At 55.3% G+C, this 17,770-nt stretch carries 28 protein-coding genes; 4 read left to right on the forward strand and 24 right to left on the reverse strand.

Features of this window, described 5'->3' with window-relative positions; genetic code table 11:
* Nucleotides 1-51 precede the first annotated feature (51 nt).
* The 20 genes from HPC62_RS21360 to rplC form a co-directional block, all read right to left on the reverse strand.
* The gene (locus HPC62_RS21360) at nucleotides 52-606 is read right to left on the reverse strand and encodes an adenylate kinase (RefSeq protein WP_172358429.1); all 555 of its coding nucleotides are present in this window, start codon (nucleotides 604-606) and stop codon (nucleotides 52-54) included.
* Nucleotides 606-1,910 (reverse strand): preprotein translocase subunit SecY, encoded by a 1,305-nt coding sequence (gene secY / locus HPC62_RS21365; protein ID WP_172358430.1) that lies wholly within the window; start codon nucleotides 1,908-1,910, stop codon nucleotides 606-608. The genes HPC62_RS21360 and secY overlap by 1 nt, the downstream gene beginning before the upstream one ends.
* 89 nt (nucleotides 1,911-1,999) lie before the next feature.
* Entirely contained in the window at nucleotides 2,000-2,446 is a 447-nt protein-coding gene (gene rplO, locus HPC62_RS21370) for a 50S ribosomal protein L15 (RefSeq protein ID WP_172358431.1), read from the reverse strand.
* A gap of 6 nt (nucleotides 2,447-2,452) precedes the next feature.
* The gene (gene rpsE / locus HPC62_RS21375; protein ID WP_172358432.1) at nucleotides 2,453-2,974 is read right to left on the reverse strand and encodes a 30S ribosomal protein S5; all 522 of its coding nucleotides are present in this window, start codon (nucleotides 2,972-2,974) and stop codon (nucleotides 2,453-2,455) included.
* A 50-nt stretch (nucleotides 2,975-3,024) separates the two neighbouring features.
* Nucleotides 3,025-3,387: a 50S ribosomal protein L18 gene (rplR, locus tag HPC62_RS21380; RefSeq protein WP_172358433.1), complete on the reverse strand. Its 363-nt coding sequence runs from the start codon at nucleotides 3,385-3,387 to the stop codon at nucleotides 3,025-3,027.
* Nucleotides 3,388-3,390: 3 nt separating this feature from the next.
* A complete protein-coding gene (rplF, locus tag HPC62_RS21385) occupies nucleotides 3,391-3,930 on the reverse strand; it encodes a 50S ribosomal protein L6 (protein WP_172358434.1) in 540 nt (179 codons plus the stop codon).
* 161 nt (nucleotides 3,931-4,091) lie between these two features.
* The gene (rpsH, locus tag HPC62_RS21390; protein ID WP_068510063.1) at nucleotides 4,092-4,493 is read right to left on the reverse strand and encodes a 30S ribosomal protein S8; all 402 of its coding nucleotides are present in this window, start codon (nucleotides 4,491-4,493) and stop codon (nucleotides 4,092-4,094) included.
* Nucleotides 4,494-4,516: 23 nt separating this feature from the next.
* A complete protein-coding gene (gene rplE / locus HPC62_RS21395; RefSeq protein WP_068510065.1) occupies nucleotides 4,517-5,065 on the reverse strand; it encodes a 50S ribosomal protein L5 in 549 nt (182 codons plus the stop codon).
* A 64-nt stretch (nucleotides 5,066-5,129) separates the two neighbouring features.
* Nucleotides 5,130-5,462 carry a 50S ribosomal protein L24 gene (gene rplX, locus HPC62_RS21400; protein ID WP_068510066.1) on the reverse strand — a complete coding sequence of 111 codons (333 nt, stop codon included), beginning with the start codon at nucleotides 5,460-5,462 and terminating at the stop codon, nucleotides 5,130-5,132.
* The gene (gene rplN / locus HPC62_RS21405) at nucleotides 5,462-5,827 is read right to left on the reverse strand and encodes a 50S ribosomal protein L14 (RefSeq protein ID WP_172358435.1); all 366 of its coding nucleotides are present in this window, start codon (nucleotides 5,825-5,827) and stop codon (nucleotides 5,462-5,464) included. Before rplN ends, rplX begins: the two co-directional genes overlap by 1 nt.
* A gap of 22 nt (nucleotides 5,828-5,849) precedes the next feature.
* Nucleotides 5,850-6,101: a 30S ribosomal protein S17 gene (rpsQ, locus tag HPC62_RS21410; protein WP_172358436.1), complete on the reverse strand. Its 252-nt coding sequence runs from the start codon at nucleotides 6,099-6,101 to the stop codon at nucleotides 5,850-5,852.
* A 6-nt stretch (nucleotides 6,102-6,107) separates the two neighbouring features.
* Nucleotides 6,108-6,335 (reverse strand): 50S ribosomal protein L29, encoded by a 228-nt coding sequence (rpmC, locus tag HPC62_RS21415; protein ID WP_172358437.1) that lies wholly within the window; start codon nucleotides 6,333-6,335, stop codon nucleotides 6,108-6,110.
* Nucleotides 6,336-6,337: 2 nt separating this feature from the next.
* Nucleotides 6,338-6,772, reverse strand: a complete 435-nt coding sequence (rplP, locus tag HPC62_RS21420; protein ID WP_068510074.1) for a 50S ribosomal protein L16 — start codon at nucleotides 6,770-6,772, stop codon at nucleotides 6,338-6,340.
* Nucleotides 6,773-6,859: 87 nt separating this feature from the next.
* The gene (gene rpsC, locus HPC62_RS21425) at nucleotides 6,860-7,597 is read right to left on the reverse strand and encodes a 30S ribosomal protein S3 (RefSeq protein ID WP_172358438.1); all 738 of its coding nucleotides are present in this window, start codon (nucleotides 7,595-7,597) and stop codon (nucleotides 6,860-6,862) included.
* 88 nt (nucleotides 7,598-7,685) lie between these two features.
* Nucleotides 7,686-8,045 (reverse strand): 50S ribosomal protein L22, encoded by a 360-nt coding sequence (gene rplV / locus HPC62_RS21430; protein ID WP_172358439.1) that lies wholly within the window; start codon nucleotides 8,043-8,045, stop codon nucleotides 7,686-7,688.
* A 114-nt stretch (nucleotides 8,046-8,159) separates the two neighbouring features.
* A complete protein-coding gene (gene rpsS, locus HPC62_RS21435; RefSeq protein WP_068510079.1) occupies nucleotides 8,160-8,438 on the reverse strand; it encodes a 30S ribosomal protein S19 in 279 nt (92 codons plus the stop codon).
* A 76-nt stretch (nucleotides 8,439-8,514) separates the two neighbouring features.
* Nucleotides 8,515-9,378 (reverse strand): 50S ribosomal protein L2, encoded by an 864-nt coding sequence (gene rplB / locus HPC62_RS21440; RefSeq protein WP_172358440.1) that lies wholly within the window; start codon nucleotides 9,376-9,378, stop codon nucleotides 8,515-8,517.
* Nucleotides 9,379-9,412: 34 nt separating this feature from the next.
* A complete protein-coding gene (locus tag HPC62_RS21445) occupies nucleotides 9,413-9,715 on the reverse strand; it encodes a 50S ribosomal protein L23 (RefSeq protein ID WP_068510083.1) in 303 nt (100 codons plus the stop codon).
* A complete protein-coding gene (rplD, locus tag HPC62_RS21450) occupies nucleotides 9,708-10,340 on the reverse strand; it encodes a 50S ribosomal protein L4 (RefSeq protein ID WP_172358441.1) in 633 nt (210 codons plus the stop codon). Before rplD ends, HPC62_RS21445 begins: the two co-directional genes overlap by 8 nt.
* Nucleotides 10,341-10,419: 79 nt before the next feature.
* Complete coding sequence (rplC, locus tag HPC62_RS21455; RefSeq protein WP_172358442.1) at nucleotides 10,420-11,061, reverse strand: 50S ribosomal protein L3; 642 nt, start codon at nucleotides 11,059-11,061, stop codon at nucleotides 10,420-10,422.
* Between the two features lie 520 nt (nucleotides 11,062-11,581).
* Between rplC and HPC62_RS21460 the strand changes: the two genes are divergently transcribed.
* Together HPC62_RS21460 and HPC62_RS21465 are read left to right on the forward strand one after the other, a co-directional pair.
* Nucleotides 11,582-12,061, forward strand: a complete 480-nt coding sequence (locus tag HPC62_RS21460) for a GNAT family N-acetyltransferase (protein WP_172358443.1) — start codon at nucleotides 11,582-11,584, stop codon at nucleotides 12,059-12,061.
* Complete coding sequence (locus HPC62_RS21465) at nucleotides 12,058-12,915, forward strand: beta/alpha barrel domain-containing protein (RefSeq protein WP_172358444.1); 858 nt, start codon at nucleotides 12,058-12,060, stop codon at nucleotides 12,913-12,915. Before HPC62_RS21460 ends, HPC62_RS21465 begins: the two co-directional genes overlap by 4 nt.
* 13 nt (nucleotides 12,916-12,928) lie before the next feature.
* Here the strand turns inward: HPC62_RS21465 and HPC62_RS21470 are convergent, their stop codons facing one another.
* Entirely contained in the window at nucleotides 12,929-13,519 is a 591-nt protein-coding gene (locus HPC62_RS21470; RefSeq protein WP_172358445.1) for a chromophore lyase CpcT/CpeT, read from the reverse strand.
* Between the two features lie 214 nt (nucleotides 13,520-13,733).
* Between HPC62_RS21470 and ygfZ the strand changes: the two genes are divergently transcribed.
* Complete coding sequence (ygfZ, locus tag HPC62_RS21475; RefSeq protein ID WP_172358446.1) at nucleotides 13,734-14,735, forward strand: CAF17-like 4Fe-4S cluster assembly/insertion protein YgfZ; 1,002 nt, start codon at nucleotides 13,734-13,736, stop codon at nucleotides 14,733-14,735.
* Nucleotides 14,736-14,829: 94 nt separating this feature from the next.
* Here ygfZ and HPC62_RS23605 read toward each other — a convergent pair whose 3' ends face one another.
* A complete protein-coding gene (locus tag HPC62_RS23605) occupies nucleotides 14,830-16,194 on the reverse strand; it encodes a peptidoglycan DD-metalloendopeptidase family protein (protein ID WP_225910584.1) in 1,365 nt (454 codons plus the stop codon).
* A gap of 120 nt (nucleotides 16,195-16,314) precedes the next feature.
* Between HPC62_RS23605 and HPC62_RS21485 the strand changes: the two genes are divergently transcribed.
* On the forward strand, nucleotides 16,315-16,455 hold the full coding sequence (locus HPC62_RS21485; RefSeq protein ID WP_172358448.1) for a hypothetical protein: 141 nt from the start codon (nucleotides 16,315-16,317) through the stop codon (nucleotides 16,453-16,455).
* Nucleotides 16,456-16,538: 83 nt separating this feature from the next.
* On the opposite strand, the gene HPC62_RS24030 is transcribed toward HPC62_RS21485, so the two are convergent.
* Together HPC62_RS24030 and HPC62_RS21490 are read right to left on the reverse strand one after the other, a co-directional pair.
* Entirely contained in the window at nucleotides 16,539-16,667 is a 129-nt protein-coding gene (locus HPC62_RS24030; protein WP_255548897.1) for a hypothetical protein, read from the reverse strand.
* 224 nt (nucleotides 16,668-16,891) lie between these two features.
* On the reverse strand, nucleotides 16,892-17,737 hold the full coding sequence (locus tag HPC62_RS21490) for a biotin--[acetyl-CoA-carboxylase] ligase (protein ID WP_172358449.1): 846 nt from the start codon (nucleotides 17,735-17,737) through the stop codon (nucleotides 16,892-16,894).
* Between the last annotated feature and the right edge of the window lie 33 nt (nucleotides 17,738-17,770).

Genomic DNA, 17,770 nt, shown 5'->3' on the forward strand with positions numbered 1-17,770 from the left:
AGCTTGGGACGGTCTATCTATACATGTTTTTTTCAAGCCAAGCTACGCTGCTTAGCTGCTAATCAACTGGCGTAGCGCCGCCCCCACATGTTCAATGGATTGATTGCCATCGATTGAAACAAGCTGCTGGCGATCGCGATAAAAGTCAATCAGCGGCGCAGTTTGATTGCGGTATACCGCCAGACGAGTACGAATCACTTCCTCGTTATCGTCTGTCCGCCCTCGACCCAGGAGGCGGGCCACCAAAACCTCATCGGGCACTTCCAAATTAACGACACAATCGCAGGACTGTTCAATTTCTGCCAATAGCTCATCGAGAAACTTGGCCTGCTCAACATTGCGAGGAAAGCCGTCCAAAATCCAGCCTCCTTGGGCATCTGGCTGGCTGAGGCGATCGCGCACCAAGTCCAGAATCAAAGCATCCGGCACCAGTTCCCCGCGATCCATGTAGGACTGAGCCTTTTGCCCAAGCTCGGTTCCGCTTGCCACAGCAGCCCGCAAAATATCTCCTGTAGAAACATGAGGAATCGAAGAGCTAGCCGCTAGTTCGGCCGCCTGAGTTCCTTTGCCCGCTCCGGGCGGTCCTAAAAATATCAGTCGTGCCACTATTGCTTCACCATCCCTTCATAGCGCTGCGAAATTACATAGGTCTGAATCTGCTTTGCCGTGTCGATTGCGACGCCCACTAGAATTAGCAGTGACGTAGCACCCAAGCCCTGAAAGGTCGTCACGCGGGTCGCGCCTTCAACGGCAGCCGGAACAATCGCAACCAATCCCAGAAAAATCGCACCCAAAAAGGTCAGTCGGTTCAGCACCCGCTCAAGATAGTCACTCGTTGCCTTACCAGGACGAATCCCCGGCACGCTTGCGCCCATCTTCTTCAGGTTCTGGGACATGTCTACTGGATTGACCACTAGCGAGGCATAGAAGTAGCTGAAAAACAAGATCAGCAGCAGCAGCAGCAGCACGTAGACCCAAGTGCCCGGACGCAGATAAGACAGCACCCGCGTCACCATCTCGTTATCCCCAAAAAACTGCGAGAGGTAGATCGGGAGAGACAGAACCGCTGTAGCAAAAATAATCGGCATTACGCCGCCCTGATTGAGGCGCAGCGGCAGATAGCTGCTCTTCTCAAGGTAGAGCCTGCGCCCGACCTGGCGACGGGCAGAGATGATGGGAATACGCCGGGTTCCCTCTTGAACAAAGACGATGCCGACGATCATTGCCAGGAACACTAGAAGCAGAATGATCACGCCGCTAACCACGCTGCGATCGCCACTCTGGGCAAGGTCGATAGTTTGTCCGAGCGATCGCGGCAAAGTTGACACAATGCTGACGAAAATTAGCAGCGACGCACCATTGCCCACACCCCGCTCCGTAATCAGCTCACCCACCCACATCACAAACATCGAGCCAGCCGTTAGAGCCAGCACCATCTGTGCAATGAACAGCGGCCCCGGCGACTCAGCAAACTGGTTCACAAAAATCGCTAGACCCAGGCTTTGAATAATGCCCCAACCCAGTGCAACGTAGCGCGTAATTTGAGCAATCTTTCGGCGTCCCGCTTCTCCCTCTTCTTTTTGCAGCTTCTCAAGACTGGGGAGCGCAGCCGTCAGCAGTTGCAGAATAATAGACGCATTAATATAAGGCAAAATACCCAGTGCAAAAATACCCAGCGTCGAAAGTCCTCGACCCGTAAACACATCTAAAAAGCCAATGATGGCCGATAAAGCGCCGGTCTCTGTGGCCGCCTGAAAGGCCTGTCGATTAATGCCAGGGATCGGGATAAAGACACCCAACCGTACCAGAATCAACATTCCCAAAGTCAGCAAAAGTCGTCCTCGCAGTCCGGCCGCTTGGGCCATCTGCAAGAAAGTTTCCTGCGCCGTGGGTGTCTTATCGCGCACCATAGTCTCAGTACCTCTCCCTCTATAAAACTAAGCAGAGCAGGAGAGCCAACCACTCACCGCTCTGCCTTGCTGCAAAGTCGCTCCATATCTTAATCTAGCAGGTTGAAGCTTCCGCCTGCGCCCTCAATCTTACGCTTCGCCGATTCAGTAAAGGCCGCAGCCGTCACTTGAAGCGCAACACTCAGTTCACCGTCGCCCAAAATCTTCAACGGGCCATCGTTTTGCGTCACAATTCCCAATTCCATCAGCGAATCGAGGCTGACCTCTGTCCCCTTAGGCAGTTCAGCCAAGTCTCCGACGTTCACGATGGTGTAGGACATCCGGTTGATCAGCGGAAAATGCTTCAGCTTCGGAATCCGGCGATAGAGAGGCAACTGCCCACCCTCAAAACCCGGTCGGGTGCTGCGTCCAGAGCGCGACTTTTGTCCCCGCATTCCGAAGCCGCCGCTTGCACCCTGCCCGGCGGAAATGCCCCGGCCAACCCGGCGACGACGCTTCTGAGAACCCGGTTTTGGAAATGTGTCTGAAAGTCTCATAGTTCGTCAAGAATAGAGTTTTTCAATGGGAACATCGCGTTCTTCTGCTACCTCAGAGAAGGTGCGGAGGGCAGAAAGTGCATTTGCAGCGGCCCTGGCATTATTGAGCGGGTTACCCGAACCCAACTGTTTCGCCAGAACGTTCTTCACACCCGCCAGTTCTAGCACGGTACGCACGGAACCACCTGCAATTACACCAGTTCCCGGAGCTGCAGGACGAATCATCACCTTCGCGCCGCCGCCTGCGCCGTTGGTTGGGTGAGGAATGGAGTCAGATTTAGTCAGGGGAACCTCGACCAAGTGCTTCTTGCCGTCAGCAACGCCTTTCTTCACTGCACCGATTACGTCAGCGGCCTTGCCAACCCCAACCCCAACCTGACCCCGTTCGTTGCCGACGATCACGATCGCCCGGAAGCTAAGCTTCTTACCCCCCTTAACCACTTTGGTAACGCGGCGGATTTGAACAACACGCTCCTGCCACTCAGTTTCTTTTTCTTTGACGCGACTTGTCTTGGTTTTCTTCGCCATAGCTTGCTTGTCCTGGATAGTGTGCTTGTCCTAAAGATGAATCTGAAAGGCTAGAAGCTTAGACCACCTTCACGAGCGGCATCTGCCAAAGCCTTGACGCGGCCGTGATACAGCTTGCCGCCCCGGTCAAACACGACTTGCGTAATCCCCTTTTCGAGCGATCGCGCTGCGATCAGCTTACCGACTTCTACAGACGCATCGCAGTTAGCACCTGAAGTGAGCTTTTCGCGCAGCGCAGGCTCTAGCGTCGATGCAGCAGCAAGCGTTCGATGCTGCGTGTCATCAATGACCTGGGCGTAGATATGCTGATTAGAGCGAAATATAGCCAGACGAGGACGTTCAGACGTGCCAGAAACTGTCTGGCGGATGCGGACGTGACGACGCTGAGTCGCTTCTTTACGAGTCAGTTTCATAGGTTATTTCTTCCCTGCCTTACCGGCCTTACGTCTGACAACCTCGCCAGCATAGCGAATGCCCTTGCCCTTGTAGGGTTCTGGCGGACGAACTGCGCGAACCTGAGCCGCAATATTACCGACAATTTCTTTATCAATTCCGCTGACCAGAATGTTGGTGTTATTCTCAACAGCAAATTGAACTCCATCAGGCGGCTCGATCAAAACTGGATGGCTATAGCCTACAATCAGGTTCAGATTTCGCCCTTGAATCTGAGCCCGATAACCCACCCCCTGGATTTCAAGCTTGCGCTGGAATCCCTGAGATACGCCCTCCACCATATTGGCAACCAGCGTTCGGCACAACCCGTGGCGCTGACGGGCAGCACGGGACTCGTTGCGACGATTCACCGTTAACGTATCGCCCTCTTGCAGAACCTCAACCTCTGGCGGAAGCGTGCGCGAGAGTTCTCCCTTGGGGCCTTTAACAACCAGAGTTTGACCGTCAAGGGTAACGGTCACCTTCTGAGGAACACTAATAGGACGTTTTCCAATGCGAGACATGACAAGTCACTCCTGGACGATCTTGCTGGCCTTCAAGCGATGCGCTTACGACACAAGCGCCACCAGGCAAACACAAAGCAAACACAAATAAAATGAAAGGCTAGATTTAGCTTTGACCCAAGCAGCCATCCGCTCAGACAAAGCCAGATCGAGAAAAATCCTTACCAGACGTAGCAGAGAACTTCTCCTCCCACACCCTGACGACGGGCATCCCGATCCGTCATGATGCCGCTGGAGGTTGAAACAATGGCAATTCCAATGCCACCCAACACGCGAGGCAGATCGCGGCAGTTTGAGTAAACTCGCAGTCCAGGTTTGCTGACCCGCTGTAGCGCATTGATAATCGGACGGCGGCCTTTGCCCTTATATTTCAGAGCAATTACCAGTCGCTTCTGCGCTCCTTCGCCTGTCTCAGAAAACTCGCTAATGAATCCTTCTTCCAAGAGCACACGAGCGATGTTGCGCGTCATCTTGGTAGACGGGACTTCGGTCGTTTGATGCCGGGCGAGATTCGCGTTGCGAATGCGGGTCAGCATGTCTGCAATTGTGTCGTTAGACGCCATAATTTCCTCTTTGTCAGCCTGCCTCAGTTATCGCGAAAGGGCATTCCCAGTTCCTTTAACAGGGCACGTCCCTCTTCATCTGTGGTTGCCGTGGTGATGATCGAAATGTCCATGCCCCGAATTTGATCAATGTTGTCGTACTCGATTTCGGGGAAAATGAGCTGTTCACGAAGCCCCAGAGTATAGTTGCCACGACCATCAAAGCTCTTGGGGCTGATGCCGCGAAAATCTCGAATCCGAGGCAGCACCAAGTTTATAAGGCGATCCAGAAAGGCATACATGCGCTCCGAGCGCAGGGTGACCATGATACCCACTGGCATTCCTTTACGGATCTTGAAACCGGCGATCGCCTTCTTAGCCCTCGTCACCACTGGCTTTTGTCCAGTGATTACCGCAATCTCTGCCAGAGAAGCCTCCAGCGCTTTTGCATTCTGAGCCGCTTCGCCCATCCCCCGGTTCACGGTCACCTTGACCACTTTAGGAACCTGATGAACGTTTTCGTAGTTAAACTGCTCAACCAGCTTCGGAACTACGGTCTCCTGATAGTAGGTTTTTAACCTGGGACTTGCCATAACACTCTCCTGATATATTCCTGGGCTTGGTCAGGAATGAAACATGAAACGTGAATCTGAAACGCTAGTCGATAATCTCACCGGTTTTCTTCAGCATTCTGACTTTTCGGCCATCCGCATTGAAGGTATAAGAAATTCGGCTCGCAACCTTCTGCTTGGTAGAGTAGGGAAGGACATTGGAGCTATGAATCGGAGCCTCAAAGGTCTGAATCTGACCAGACTCCCCTTCTTGCTGAGGCTTAACATGCTTCGTCCGCACGTTAACGCCCTTGACCACCACCTTGCTGGTTTCAGGATAAACACGCAAGATCTCGCCGACTTTGCCCTTATCGCTTCCTGAAATAACCTGGACGGTGTCGCCCTTCTTCACATGCATTTTGTAGCGCAGCTTGCCCATCACAGCACCTCCGGAGCCAGCGAGACAATCTTAGTAAAGTTCTTATCGCGCAACTCCCGCGCAACCGGGCCAAACACGCGAGTTCCTCTAGGGTTGCCATCGTTGTTGATGATCACAGCGGCATTATCGTCAAACCGAATGCTCATGCCGCTGTCTCGGCGCAGACCCTTCTTGGTTCGCACAACCACTGCCCGTACCACATCAGACTTCTTGACTGCCATATTCGGAATGGCATCCTTAACCACAGCGATGATCACATCCCCCACACCGGCATAGCGGCGGTTGCCACCCAACACTCGAATGCACATCAGCTTGCGAGCGCCGCTGTTGTCCGCCACGCTGAGATAAGTTTCCTGTTGAATCATGGTGTCTCTCCTCCGGGGTGGACTAGCTCTCTGAAGTCTGATTTAGGATGTCCACAACGATCCAACGCTTTGTGCGGCTGAGCGGACGGGTTTCTTGAATCCGAACGCGATCGCCCGTTTTGCACTTGTTTTCTTCGTCGTGAACCTTATAACGCTTGGTTCGCACCATAATCTTGCGATACTTCGGGTGAGGGGCACGGTTCTCCACCGCGACGACGACCGTCTTTTCCATCTTGTCGCTCACCACGACTCCAACTCGCTCTTTGACTGCCATTGCCCCTTACTCCTTCTCTGCATCCGCTTGTGCAGCTGCCAATTGTCGCTCCCGCTCCACAGTCATCAGTTGCGCCAGCCGGTGGCGGACATGCCCAAACTGATGCGTCTTATCCAGTTGCCGCGTCGCCTTTTGGAAGCGCAAGTCAAATAACTGCTTCTTGGCAGCTACAATCTGCTCACTGAGTTCTTGATCACTGAGATCACGAATCTCTGAAATCTTAGGCAGAGCCATCTCTACGACTCCTCCACTGCTTGCTCTTGTTGTTCCTTAACAATGAACTTGGTCTTGATTGGGAGTTTGTACTGCGCCAGTCGCATTGCCTCGCGGGCTGTCTCTTCCGGTACTCCAGCAATCTCAAACAAGATTCGACCCGGCTTTACCACTGCCACCCAAAACTCAGGGTTGCCCTTACCCGAACCCATCCGGGTTTCGGCTGGACGCATGGTAACAGGCTTATCCGGGAAAATACGAATCCAGATCTTGCCACCCCGACGGATGTATCGAGTCATGGCTCGACGGCTAGCCTCAATCTGACGGGAGGTAATCCAGGACGGCTCCATTGCCTGAAGCCCAAAATCACCAAAGTCAATATTGTTGCCGCGAGTTGCCCGCCCTTTCATGCGGCCGCGCTGCTGCTTGCGGAATTTAGTTCGTCTTGGACTTAACATGGCTCACTACCTTGAAATTGAAGCTAGGGTCAGGGTGGGGATGGAAGCACTGGTCTGATTCAGCTTTCGCCCTTCAGCCCGCCTTCCCTATCCTTCGTTAGAACGATCCTCAAACTGGCGGCGGCGCTGCTGACGGCGACGGGGCGGCACATTATTGGGAGCGGCTTCTTGCGTTACTCGTTCCTGCCCAGGAATAATCTCGCCTTTGAACACCCACACCTTGATCCCCAAAATGCCGTAGATCGTCTGGGCAGTGGTGTAGGCATAGTCAATATCTGCCCGCAGCGTGTGGAGCGGCACCTTGCCTTCGCGAGTGTATTCAGTACGGGCAATTTCTGCGCCGTTTAGCCGACCACTCACCTGGATTTTGATACCCTGCACCCCTGATTTCTGAGCGCGAGTAATCGCCTGACGCACAACCCGACGGAACGAAACCCGCTTTTCGAGCTGCTGCTGCACGTATTCAGCAATCAGCGCAGCATCAGCATCCACACGAGCAACCTCAACCACGTTGATCCGAATCTGACGGCTGGTGTCTCCCAACTCTTTTTGAAGACCCTCGCGCAGCTTTTCGATCCCCGCGCCGCCACGACCCACAACCACGCCAGGGCGGGCCGTCAGAACTTGGAGGTCGATTTGATCGGCCTTGCGCTCAATGCGAACCTCAGAGATACCTGCACTGCTCAACTCTTTGGCAACATATTTGCGGATTTTGTAGTCCTCTTGCAGCAGCTTGGGATAGCGGCTGGAGTCAGCAAACCAGAGAGAGCGATGCTCCTGGGTGATGCCGAGGCGGAAACCAACTGGATGAATCTTCTGTCCCACAATGCGTCCTCAGAAAAGGCAAAAATTTGAGTGAAGGGTATAAAACAAGGAGCGATCGCCATTCAAAACGCCCAAACAGGGTCGTAACTTAGTCTTCAGCACCCAGCGCAACCGCAATCGTGATGTGACAAGTCGGTTTGCGGATTTGATAGGCCCGACCCTGAGCGCGGGGACGAAACCGCTTCAGCACGGGGCCCTGATCAGCATAGGCAGTCGTCACTACGAGATCAGCAGGGGCGTAGCCCTCGTTATGCTCAGCATTGGCAACCGCAGACCGCAGCACCTTAAGCACAGGATCGCAAGCGCGGTAGGGCATAAACTCCAGGATAATCAGTGCCTCTCGGTAAGAACGCCCCCGGATCTGATCCAGAACCCGACGCACCTTGTGGGGCGACATGCGGATATAACGGGCAACAGCTTTTACTTCGTCTGCGGTCGTAACTGCCATGATGATTTCCTCTCAAGTGTCTTGCAGAGAGCTTTTAGAGTTTGAGCAACAGCAAGCACTAAATCCAAGTATCTGTGAACTACTGCGAACGTCCTGAAATAAACCTGACTCAACCTAACGACGAGACTTCTTGTCGCTCTTGGCATGTCCCCGGAAGGTACGAGTCGGCGCAAACTCACCCAACTTGTGTCCCACCATTTGCTCCGTTACATAAACCGGAACATGCTGACGACCGTTATGAACGGCAATCGTATGTCCAATCATCTGAGGCAGAATCGTTGAGGCACGAGACCAGGTTTTGATTACCTGCTTATCGCCCTTCACATTCAACGCTTCAACCTTTTTTAGAAGGTGATCAGCCACGAAAGGACCTTTTTTGAGTGAGCGAGACATAACCGACTTACCTCTACCAATTGACCAAACGTGTGATAGTCAACGAACCATAAACCCTGTAAAAAGATTCGGAACCTTAAGACTCACGACCTCCGCGACCGCGCTTGGACGTGCGGCGGCGGCGACGAACAATCAACGCATTACTTGCCTTCTTCTTCTTCCGAGTCTTCATGCCCAAGGCTGGCTTACCCCAGGGGGTCACAGGGCCAGAACGACCGATCGGCGCACGTCCTTCACCGCCGCCGTGGGGGTGATCGACTGGGTTCATGACACTACCGCGAACTTCCGGACGACGGCCCAACCAACGCTTGCGTCCTGCCTTGCCTAGGCTAATGTTGCGAGACTCGGCATTACCCACCGCACCAATCGTGGCATAGCACTCGCGGCGAACCATCCGCACCTCTGTGGATGGCAGGCGGAGTGTCACAAAATCACCCTCTTTCGCTACAATTTGCGCCGAAGCGCCTGCTGCGCGAACAATCTGTCCACCCTTGCCAGGGACTAATTCCACATTGTGAACCGTCGTACCTAGCGGCATACTGCCCAGTGGTAAAGCGTTTCCGACCTCAAAAGGAGAGTCTTCACCTGCGATCACAGTTGTACCGACCGTCAAGCCAGCCGGACAAAGGATGTAGCGCTTCTCGCCATCCTGATAATATAGAAGCGCAATCCGGGCGTTGCGGTTGGGATCATACTCGATTGCTGCTACTTTAGCGGGAATGTTTCGCTTGTCGCGGCGAAAGTCAATTATCCGATACAGTCGCTTGTGCCCGCCACCCCGATGGCGACAGGTGATTACGCCCCGATTGTTGCGTCCCTTGGGACGATGCACCGAGCGAGTCAGGGACTTTTCTGGTTCACTACGAGTGATCTCAGCAAAGTCAGCAACGGAGCGCTCTCGCGTGCCAGGTGTATAAGGTCGGTATGTACGAATGCCCATGGCTTCAATCTCTTAAGGGGATGGCTTTCAGACGTTACACTTCGGGGAACAGGACGATGGAATCACCTGTTGCCAGGGTCACAACTGCCCGCTTGTATTGGGGCTTGTGTCCAGCAAATCGACCGACTCGACGATGCTTCTTCGGGGGCTTGCTGGTGTTCACACCAACCACCTTCACCTCAAACAAAGATTCAATAGCTGCCTTGATCTGCGGCTTTGTTGCGCTGGGAACCACTTCAAAGACGTACTTGTTTTCCTCAAGAAGCTGAGTTGCCTTTTCAGTCACTAGGGGACGGCGAATCAGATCTGCCAGGTTGCGCGAATCAAACTTAGTCACCGTATACCTCCTGCACTTTTTCTAGGGCAGACGCAGTTGCCACGATCTTGTCAGCCGCCAGCAAATCAAAGATGTTGAGATTGCCAGCAGAAATTAGCTTGATGGAGCTAATGTTTCGAGCCGACAGATAAACCATCTCGTCTCGCTCAGAAACAATTAGGAGAGCCGTTTCGTTTTCCCCTACACCCCAGCGAGTCAGCGCCTGCGCCAGTTCCTTGGTTTTGGGACGGGGCAACTCATTTGCGAAATCTTGAACCACAATCAGGTCTTCAGCACGGCTTTGCAGCGCGGTTCTGAGCGCCAAGCGCCTCTCCTTGCGGTTCATCTTGACGGAGTAGTCCCTGGGTTTGGGGCCAAAGATAACGCCGCCGCCGCGCCATAGGGGAGAGCGAATCGAACCCGCACGGGCGCGACCTGTGCCCTTTTGCCGCCAAGGCTTACGTCCACCACCTCTAACCTCAGAACGAGTCTTGGTAGAGGCAGTGCCCTGTCGAGCATTATTCAACTGGCGCACCAAGGCCCGATGAACGATATGGGGCGCATTGTCTTCGTTAGCGACGCGCAGATCTAGCGAGGCGGTGCCAGCGCTTTCACCCTGCCAATTTTTAACTACACACTCAACCATGGGTCTGTTTCTCCTCGTCGGGGTGCTGGCTCACTGCTCCAATCACCAAAATCGCAAAATCCAAACGCTCAGCAAATTTTTAGTTCGTTTTTCCGACCTGTTTGGCAGGAACAATATTGACCAAGGCACCCGGCTTTCCAGGGATTGCCCCTTTGATCAGGAGCAAGTTGCGATCGCCATCCACCCGCACAATTGTCAGCTTCTTGATCGTGGTTCTCGTGCCACCCAGACGACCTGCCATGCGCTTGCCAGGATAAACGCGACCTGGCGTAGTGCCTGCACCCGTAGAACCGGGAAGACGGTGGTTCTTGGAACCGTGAGCCATCGGCCCCCGCTTGAAGTTGTGGCGCTTTTGGTAGCCCGCAAAGCCGCGTCCGATGCTCGTTCCAATTACGTCCACCTGCTGCCCTGGCGTAAAGATATCCGCCGTCAACTGCTGCCCTAACTGATAATCAGCAGGACTGTCGAGGCGATATTCCTTTAAGTGGCGGAGGGGAGACGCTTCAGCTTTTTTGAGGTGTCCGAGTTCAGGCTTGTTCAACGCCTTTTCGGTAACCTCGCCAAAGCCAACTTGGACAGCACTGTAGCCATCCACCTCTGCTGTTTTAATTTGCGTGACTGTGCAGGGGCCAGCCTGGACGACGGTTACAGGAATAGCCTTCCCTGCCTCATCAAAAACCTGGGTCATCCCCAGTTTGGTGCCAAGAATTCCAACAGACACGGTTAATCGTCCCCCTATTTACACGCTGCAAGAGTGCCAGACAAAATTTGCCTCGCAAACTTCATAAGACACCAAGCTGTTTCTGTCGAACATAATCAATCTGCTGTCAGCCCAAAGGCGCACAGATTCACAGATGTTCTACAATCTTGCAGACAGACTTACTAGCTCAAATAAATGGCTTCTGCCTGAGTCGCCGGGACTTGAGCAGATCAACCACCCAGTATCCGTAAGGGCTTCCGGGCACTATTCCTGCCGGGAAGGCACTCGTAAACACGCACGGCCCGATTTTGGCGACAATTTCAAATTATAAACCAATCAACACAAGCTGTCTAGCAAGTTGCAGACAGAACTTTCAAAGACAATCTGCAAGCTGTGTTAGAGATTTGTGCCTTGTCTAGGATAACGCATAAAATCAGCATCGTGAAAAAATCTTTTACAGGTTTCGCGACCCTTAAAGAGATGAGATGAGAAAAAAAGAGATGGGCAAAGTTCAGGGAGTGGAAGCGGCGGGATAGGGACTATGAATATTCGACTCGATGAAGAATCAGATCTGGCTGAACTGGCGGCGCTGTATCAGCACACCGTCTTGCAGCACGGGCCGCAGCATTACAGCCTCGTTCAAACGCAGACTTGGGCATCCTTTGCCGAAAATCTGGACCTCTTTCGCCACTTTATATTTGACGCGACGACCTATGTGGCGACTGATGAAACCGGAATTGTGGGATTTGCAGGTATCGAGATCAATGGCCACATTCGCTCGACCTATGTGCGGGGCGATCGCCTCCATCAGGGTATCGGGTCTATGCTGCTGCAAGCGCTTTTGGACGACGCAGCCGCGAAACCTGTCACGCGGCTCTATGCAGAAGCCAGCGAGTTTAGCCTGGGGCTGTTTCAGAAATTCGGCTTCCGTCTATACGACACTGAAGCGGTGGATTTTAACGGCGTGGCGTTTACCCGATATTTGGTGGAATATCTGGCGGAAGGGAGCGTAGAGCGATGAGGCAGCCAGATGAAACGGTTCAAGCTACCATCTTTGACACGACGCTGCGCGACGGTGAACTGGCGCTGACGCAAAAATTTACCCTTGCTCAAAAGCTGCAACTGGCGCTGATGCTGGAGGCGGCGGGTGTAGACGTGATCGAAGTGGGCTATCCGGGCGCGTTTCGCAAAGATAGGGACGACCTGCTGGAGGTGGCAGCCCAGGTCAAGCAGGCAACGATCTGCGGACTTGCCAGCAGTCAGCCGGAAGAAATTGAGGCGGTGGCAGCAGCGCTGAAACCCGCTGAGCGGAGCCGGATCAATGTGTTCACGCCGATTCGCGTCCCGTCGGCGGGGGCTGAGTCAGAGGCGATCGCCGCTATTCGGCAGGGGGTGTCCCTAGCCAGACGCTATAGCGGAGAGGTGGAATGGTCTGCGTTTGACGCGACGCGCTGCCCTCTCGACGTGGTGTGTCGCGCGGTGGAAACGGCCATTTGCAGCGGAGCCAGCATCATCACGATTCCCGACAGTATGGGAGTGGCAAGGCCATCTGAGTTTGTCGCGTTGGTCAAATCTGTGGGCGATCGCGTTCCGAATATTGACCAGGCAACGCTGGCGGTTCACTGTCACAATGACCTGGGGCTGGCGGACGAAAACTCCTTGGCGGCCCTGACGGTCGGTGTGCGCCAGGTGGAATGTTCGGTGAATGGGCTGGGAGCGCGGGCGGGCAACGCCGATCTAGAAGCTATCGTAGCGGCGATCGCCTCCCAGCCCAAGTTTCACACCGGGGTTCAAGCGGCTCACCTGCCTGCCTTGTCAGCGCAAGTTGCAGCTTTGGCGCAATCGCTACCGCCGAAAGCACGATTGGAAGCGTGATTGGAATAGCGATCTAGGCGCGGATCTCATCCGCGAAGCTAGCCCAGCGCACAAAGTGAAACGGCCCCGCGACGGAACCCCAGATATGCTCGTCTGTTTCGGGATCGCGGCCCCGATCGAGGCTGATAAAAATCTGGTCGTCGATTTCAAACTCGCTGTCTAGATAGGTTTCCTTGCCACGACGAGTCACCATGCAGCCTTTGCCAGGTTCCACCTTGCCGCGAAAGCTGTGCCCCGTCCATTCCACAATCATGTTGCAGCCTGGTAGTTTTTCTAGGCGATCGCCCGTCAGCTTGCTCAACTGAGTCAGGTCGCGAGATGCACCATAAAACTCTGTCTCGTCCTTGACGGTGTAGTTTTCAATCTCGATATGGTCGCCTGCGTTCACTAGCTTCAGCACCCGCAGCCGATAGGGATCATTTAGCGCATAGTCGTAGGCTTGCTCCACAAACAGGCTAATGCCCGACAGCAGTTCCACGGGCAGCGGCCGCATACAGACCCGGATATGGGCAAAAAAAGGCGGGTTCTCGAAGGCTTGTTCTTGGTTGCTAAAGTCGGCAGCCATCCAGCGGGCCAGGGCGGTGAGGTCGGTCGAATGAGTCATGGGCGATCGCATTTTGAAGCATTGCAATTTATTGTAAGGGAACAAGGGGCAGGGATTTGGGAATGGCTCCGCAGCGCTAGCGGACGGGAAGCAGGAGTGAAGCACTAACCTCGAATTCCGAAGACTTCGACCGAATTCCGACTGACCGAATTCCGACGTAGAGTATTGAATAAACAAGGGTATTCAGTAAACATTTGACAGGACGGGGTTTGGAATGAGTGCGGGGTTTGATTCAACTCAGGTTTCGATTGGCGACCAAGTAACGGCAGCCCGCAGCAGCGTCGTAGTATACGATGCCTCGGAGTGGGGGCGCATTGTGGTGTCAGATGGCGATCGCCTGCGATTTTTGCACAATCAGACGACGAACACCTTCCAGACTCGTCAGCCAGGAGAGGGCTGCGATACCGTGTTTGTCACCTCGACGGGGCGGACAATCGATCTGGCAACAGCCTACGTGCAAGATGATTCCGTGCTGCTGCTGGTGTCGCCTATCCGCCGCGAGTTTTTGATGGATTGGCTAGATCGGTTTATTTTCTTTGCTGACAAGGTGAAGCTGGCGGACGTGACCGCAGAGACTACCGCACTGGTGCTGATTGGCCCAGAGAGCGATCGCCTGATTGAAGCGCTGGGAGCGGGCGATCGCGCGGGACAGCCCTACGGTAGCCATGCCCTCTATCCCATCGCAGGAGCAGCGGTGCGGGTGGCGGTAGGCAGCGGGCTGGGGCTACCAGGCTACACGCTCATGGCTCCAGTCGCAGCAGCAGAGCCTCTCCGGGCAGCGGTACAGGCGGCAGGCGCGACGCAGATAGAAGCGGCTGCCTGGGAGCGACTGCGAATCGAGCAGGGACGGCCGATGCCCGACCACGAACTGACGGAAGACTACAACCCGCTAGAAGCAGGACTTTGGCACACCATTTCGCTGAATAAAGGCTGCTACATTGGGCAGGAAACCATTGCCCGTCTGCACACCTATCGCGGGGTCAAGCAGCAATTATGGGGCGTACAATTCAGTGCCGCCACGCCGCAGGAGACGGTGCTAACCTCCGGCGAAGATAAAGTGGGGCATGTGACTAGCGTGGTAGAAACCGAGTCGGGGGCACTGGGGCTGGCCTACATCCGCACGAAGGCAATCGAGGCAGGGTTGGGGACAGTGCAAGCAAGCGACGTAGTGGGGACACTGGTTCCACTGCCTTTCCTCAGCCACGAGTACCTATAGTTCAGCTAATTCAGCCGATGTAGCAAGGGTTAGGGTTATTCGCCAACGGCCCCTTCGTAACCCTTAACTGCACCACTTAGCGGACTAACAGGAGCTATTCTGCTCCCGGCGCTTGCTTAGGAACCGTAACAGTCGGCAACGCTGCCTGATCCTCAGGCGCATTGGATGCCGCTGCGGCCTCAACCTGGGGCGTGGCCCGTTCCGCCAGCTTGCCAAAATCCTGGAGTCCCTTTACCGAAAATTCGGACTCCGACTTTTCAACCTTGGTTGCCGGAGCCGCCAGAGCAAGCTGAACGCCGTTAAACAAGTTATTCAGCGCCGCTTGCAGCACCTGGCCCGCATCCAGCGCCACCCAGCCCTGCGGGGTCAGCTCGCGGAACTCGAAGTGGAGGTGCGGCCCGGTGGATAGGCCCGTGCTGCCAACCCGGCCAATCACTTCGCCCTGCTCGACCGTTTGCCCCGCCCGGACGAAGAGTTCCGACATGTGGGCATAGAGCGTCTGCTCACGACCGTTGTTGTGATTCAGCACAACCGTCAGGCCATAGCCGCGCAAATAATCAGCCGTTTCCACGCGCCCCGAAAAGGCAGCCAGCACCGGAGTTCCCGTCGGGGCGGCCAGGTCGGTGCCGTAGTGGAAGCGTGCATCTCCCATGACCGGATGCACCCGCCAGCCAAAGGCTGAGGAAATGGCGGCAGGAATAGACAATGGGAACATCAGGCTGGTGTTGCCATTGCCGCGCAGCGCCAGGGGACGAATCGTGCGGTTGTAGAAGGATTGCAGCGAGGCAACCGACAGGCTGAGGGCGCGACCGCCGCCCGTGGGGGCACTGGCTGCCACAGTTCCAGGGACACTACCAGGGGCGATCACCTCTGTGCCCACAATCGGTTTGCCCGTCTCTGGGTCAATTTGGACAGTTGTGACCCCGCTTGCACCCATGCCAGGAGCGCACACGCTGTTGGGTACGCCTGCGCCGGGTTGCAGCACGACCTGGCAGCCCGTAGACCGCTCCGAGAGGACGACGGGCGCTTGTCCACTGCGGGTCGAACCAAGGTCGTATGGCGTGTTGTCGATGTAAACGTTGGTGTAATCCTGTGGATTGAGGGAGGGCTGGTTCGCCGCAGGCCGACTCTCGGCGCTAACGGGCGATTCGCTGCTAGCATCGCTTGTGCCAGTGGCGCGGGGCAGAACCGGGGCGGGCGATCGCTCTGGAGCGGGGCGCTCAACCACGGGCTGGGGCAGCGGCGCAGGCTGGGCAACCGGAGACTGGGGCGCGGGCGTTTCTCGATTCAGCCGGGGAACGCGGGCGGGCGAGGCGGACTCTGGTGAAGCCGGGGGCGGGGGCGGCGAGAGCAACTCTTGGGCGCTGGGAACCTCATCGGCACTGTCTGCCGTTTGGGCGATCGCCACTGCGCTTGGCAAGATTCCGGTGCTGCCCATAATGCTTAGTCCTAAAACCACCGACAGGGAGCGGCGCACGCTATCCACTTTCGCGGAAGAGTTCTTTGCAGAGGTAGTGTTCCGATTCTGAGTCATCACCATTCCTAACAAACGAGTCCTGACAAATGCGAGTCCTGACAAATGATTCCGCTGATTCCGCGCCAACCGAGTCCTGACAAAACAAGCCTTGAGAAATCAGCAGTTTCCGCCAATTTTTGCGCCGTGGTGCGCGAGGGCGACGCTCAGCAGTCTAAACCTGCGGTTCTCTGCACGACTTCGTAAACAATCCTAACCAACAATCCGTGATCCTCATGGAAGTAAAACTGAGCTTGATGACGACTTCATCAATTCATATAAATTTCGCATCAAGGAAACCAATATTGTCCTTTCTTAACATAGAGCAGAGCAGACTGGCTGTCGTCGGGATGCTTTACAGACGGCTGGGCGTGCCAGAATTCCTGCGTATTGCCTGACCCAGCTTCAGATTGCTTCACTCCGCCAATCCCCACAGCGAAATCTATGTAATTTCCCAGTGCCGCCTATACAGGTTGCTCACTTTTCTAATAAACATCTATCTGATAAGCGGCGCGAATCACCGCTGAAGACCGCCAAAGCCACGGCATCCTGGAGATTCTTCACCCGCCAGAGCAATTGCTCAGGAAAAGTCGGGCGATGCGCGAAGCGATCCCTGCGGGAATCACCCCGCCGCCTTAGACCGTCAGCCTTCAGAACAAGTTCCCGCTGGATAGCCCAACCGGATGCTGCCAGGGGGCAAGAGATGCTCTGAAAGCCCAGAGGCGTGGTTCGCTTGGACGCGCAGTTGCCCATCTAAGCCAATCCCTACGATTTCTACAGTTTCGCCAGGGGTTTCAGCATCCCCCACCAGGGTAATTGTCTGCCCGCAGTTGCTCAGCAGCGCTTCGTATTCTATTCGCAGTGCCTCGATGCCACGCTGCTGCCAGGATGCGTATCCTAACCGCAGCCCTTGCAGGGCGATCGCCCCCAGATCTTCTAGGGACGAAATTTTCAGGGCATATCCCTGGTCTTGCAGCGTGTTCAGATTAATACCCGGTTCCGGTACAGGATTCGCCCAATTCAGCCCCACGCCCACCACAGCCTGCCTAATGTGCCCCTGCTGCACCCGCGTTTCCGTCAGCACGCCCCCCAGCTTGCAACCCAACACCACCAAGTCATTCAGCCACTTAAGCTGAACAGGTACACCCGCCTGACGCAGGGCGATCGCCACACCCCAAGCGCTCCACAGGGTAATCTGGGGCGCGTGTTCTGCCCGCAGCGACGGACGAAAGCCCCAGGACAGATACAAGCCACCCAGATGCGACTGCCACTGCCGCCCCCACTGTCCCCGCCCTGCCCGCTGCTGTTCGGCAATGACCACGACCTCATCTGCGGGATGCTGGGCCAGATGCGCCCAAGCGGCCCGGTTCGTGGAATCCAGCACCTCGTAGACCTGGACGTTCAGCCCCGCTAGGTCTGGGGGACTGGAAACGTTGGCATGGGCGATCGCCGGAAGCGCGTTGTAAAAGCGATCAAGGCTAAAGGGCATCGAGGCAATTGGGCTGGCTAGCAGCGGTTATAG

Source organism: Thermoleptolyngbya sichuanensis A183, assembly GCF_013177315.1.
Classification (GTDB): domain Bacteria; phylum Cyanobacteriota; class Cyanobacteriia; order Elainellales; family Elainellaceae; genus Thermoleptolyngbya; species Thermoleptolyngbya sichuanensis.

Excerpts from the sequence above, each read along its gene's own strand:
- rplO (WP_172358431.1), bottom strand. The coding sequence starts at position 2,446 with ATGAGACTTTCAGACACATTTCCAAAACCGGGTTCTCAGAAGCGTCGT.
- rplV (WP_172358439.1), bottom strand. The coding sequence starts at position 8,045 with ATGGCAGTTACGACCGCAGACGAAGTAAAAGCTGTTGCCCGTTATATC.
- secY (WP_172358430.1), bottom strand. The coding sequence starts at position 1,910 with ATGGTGCGCGATAAGACACCCACGGCGCAGGAAACTTTCTTGCAGATG.
- HPC62_RS21460 (WP_172358443.1), top strand. The coding sequence starts at position 11,582 with ATGAATATTCGACTCGATGAAGAATCAGATCTGGCTGAACTGGCGGCG.
- rpsQ (WP_172358436.1), bottom strand. The coding sequence starts at position 6,101 with ATGGCAGTCAAAGAGCGAGTTGGAGTCGTGGTGAGCGACAAGATGGAA.
- HPC62_RS21485 (WP_172358448.1), top strand. The coding sequence starts at position 16,315 with ATGATTCCGCTGATTCCGCGCCAACCGAGTCCTGACAAAACAAGCCTT.
- rpsH (WP_068510063.1), bottom strand. The coding sequence starts at position 4,493 with ATGGCGTCTAACGACACAATTGCAGACATGCTGACCCGCATTCGCAAC.
- HPC62_RS21470 (WP_172358445.1), bottom strand. The coding sequence starts at position 13,519 with ATGACTCATTCGACCGACCTCACCGCCCTGGCCCGCTGGATGGCTGCC.
- rplD (WP_172358441.1), bottom strand. The coding sequence starts at position 10,340 with ATGGTTGAGTGTGTAGTTAAAAATTGGCAGGGTGAAAGCGCTGGCACC.
- rplB (WP_172358440.1), bottom strand. The coding sequence starts at position 9,378 with ATGGGCATTCGTACATACCGACCTTATACACCTGGCACGCGAGAGCGC.
- rplR (WP_172358433.1), bottom strand. The coding sequence starts at position 3,387 with ATGAAACTGACTCGTAAAGAAGCGACTCAGCGTCGTCACGTCCGCATC.
- rplX (WP_068510066.1), bottom strand. The coding sequence starts at position 5,462 with ATGGGCAAGCTGCGCTACAAAATGCATGTGAAGAAGGGCGACACCGTC.
- rplN (WP_172358435.1), bottom strand. The coding sequence starts at position 5,827 with ATGATTCAACAGGAAACTTATCTCAGCGTGGCGGACAACAGCGGCGCT.
- rpsE (WP_172358432.1), bottom strand. The coding sequence starts at position 2,974 with ATGGCGAAGAAAACCAAGACAAGTCGCGTCAAAGAAAAAGAAACTGAG.
- HPC62_RS21465 (WP_172358444.1), top strand. The coding sequence starts at position 12,058 with ATGAGGCAGCCAGATGAAACGGTTCAAGCTACCATCTTTGACACGACG.
- HPC62_RS21490 (WP_172358449.1), bottom strand. The coding sequence starts at position 17,737 with ATGCCCTTTAGCCTTGATCGCTTTTACAACGCGCTTCCGGCGATCGCC.
- ygfZ (WP_172358446.1), top strand. The coding sequence starts at position 13,734 with ATGAGTGCGGGGTTTGATTCAACTCAGGTTTCGATTGGCGACCAAGTA.
- rplF (WP_172358434.1), bottom strand. The coding sequence starts at position 3,930 with ATGTCTCGCATTGGAAAACGTCCTATTAGTGTTCCTCAGAAGGTGACC.
- rpmC (WP_172358437.1), bottom strand. The coding sequence starts at position 6,335 with ATGGCTCTGCCTAAGATTTCAGAGATTCGTGATCTCAGTGATCAAGAA.
- rplE (WP_068510065.1), bottom strand. The coding sequence starts at position 5,065 with ATGGCAAGTCCCAGGTTAAAAACCTACTATCAGGAGACCGTAGTTCCG.
- rpsS (WP_068510079.1), bottom strand. The coding sequence starts at position 8,438 with ATGTCTCGCTCACTCAAAAAAGGTCCTTTCGTGGCTGATCACCTTCTA.
- rplP (WP_068510074.1), bottom strand. The coding sequence starts at position 6,772 with ATGTTAAGTCCAAGACGAACTAAATTCCGCAAGCAGCAGCGCGGCCGC.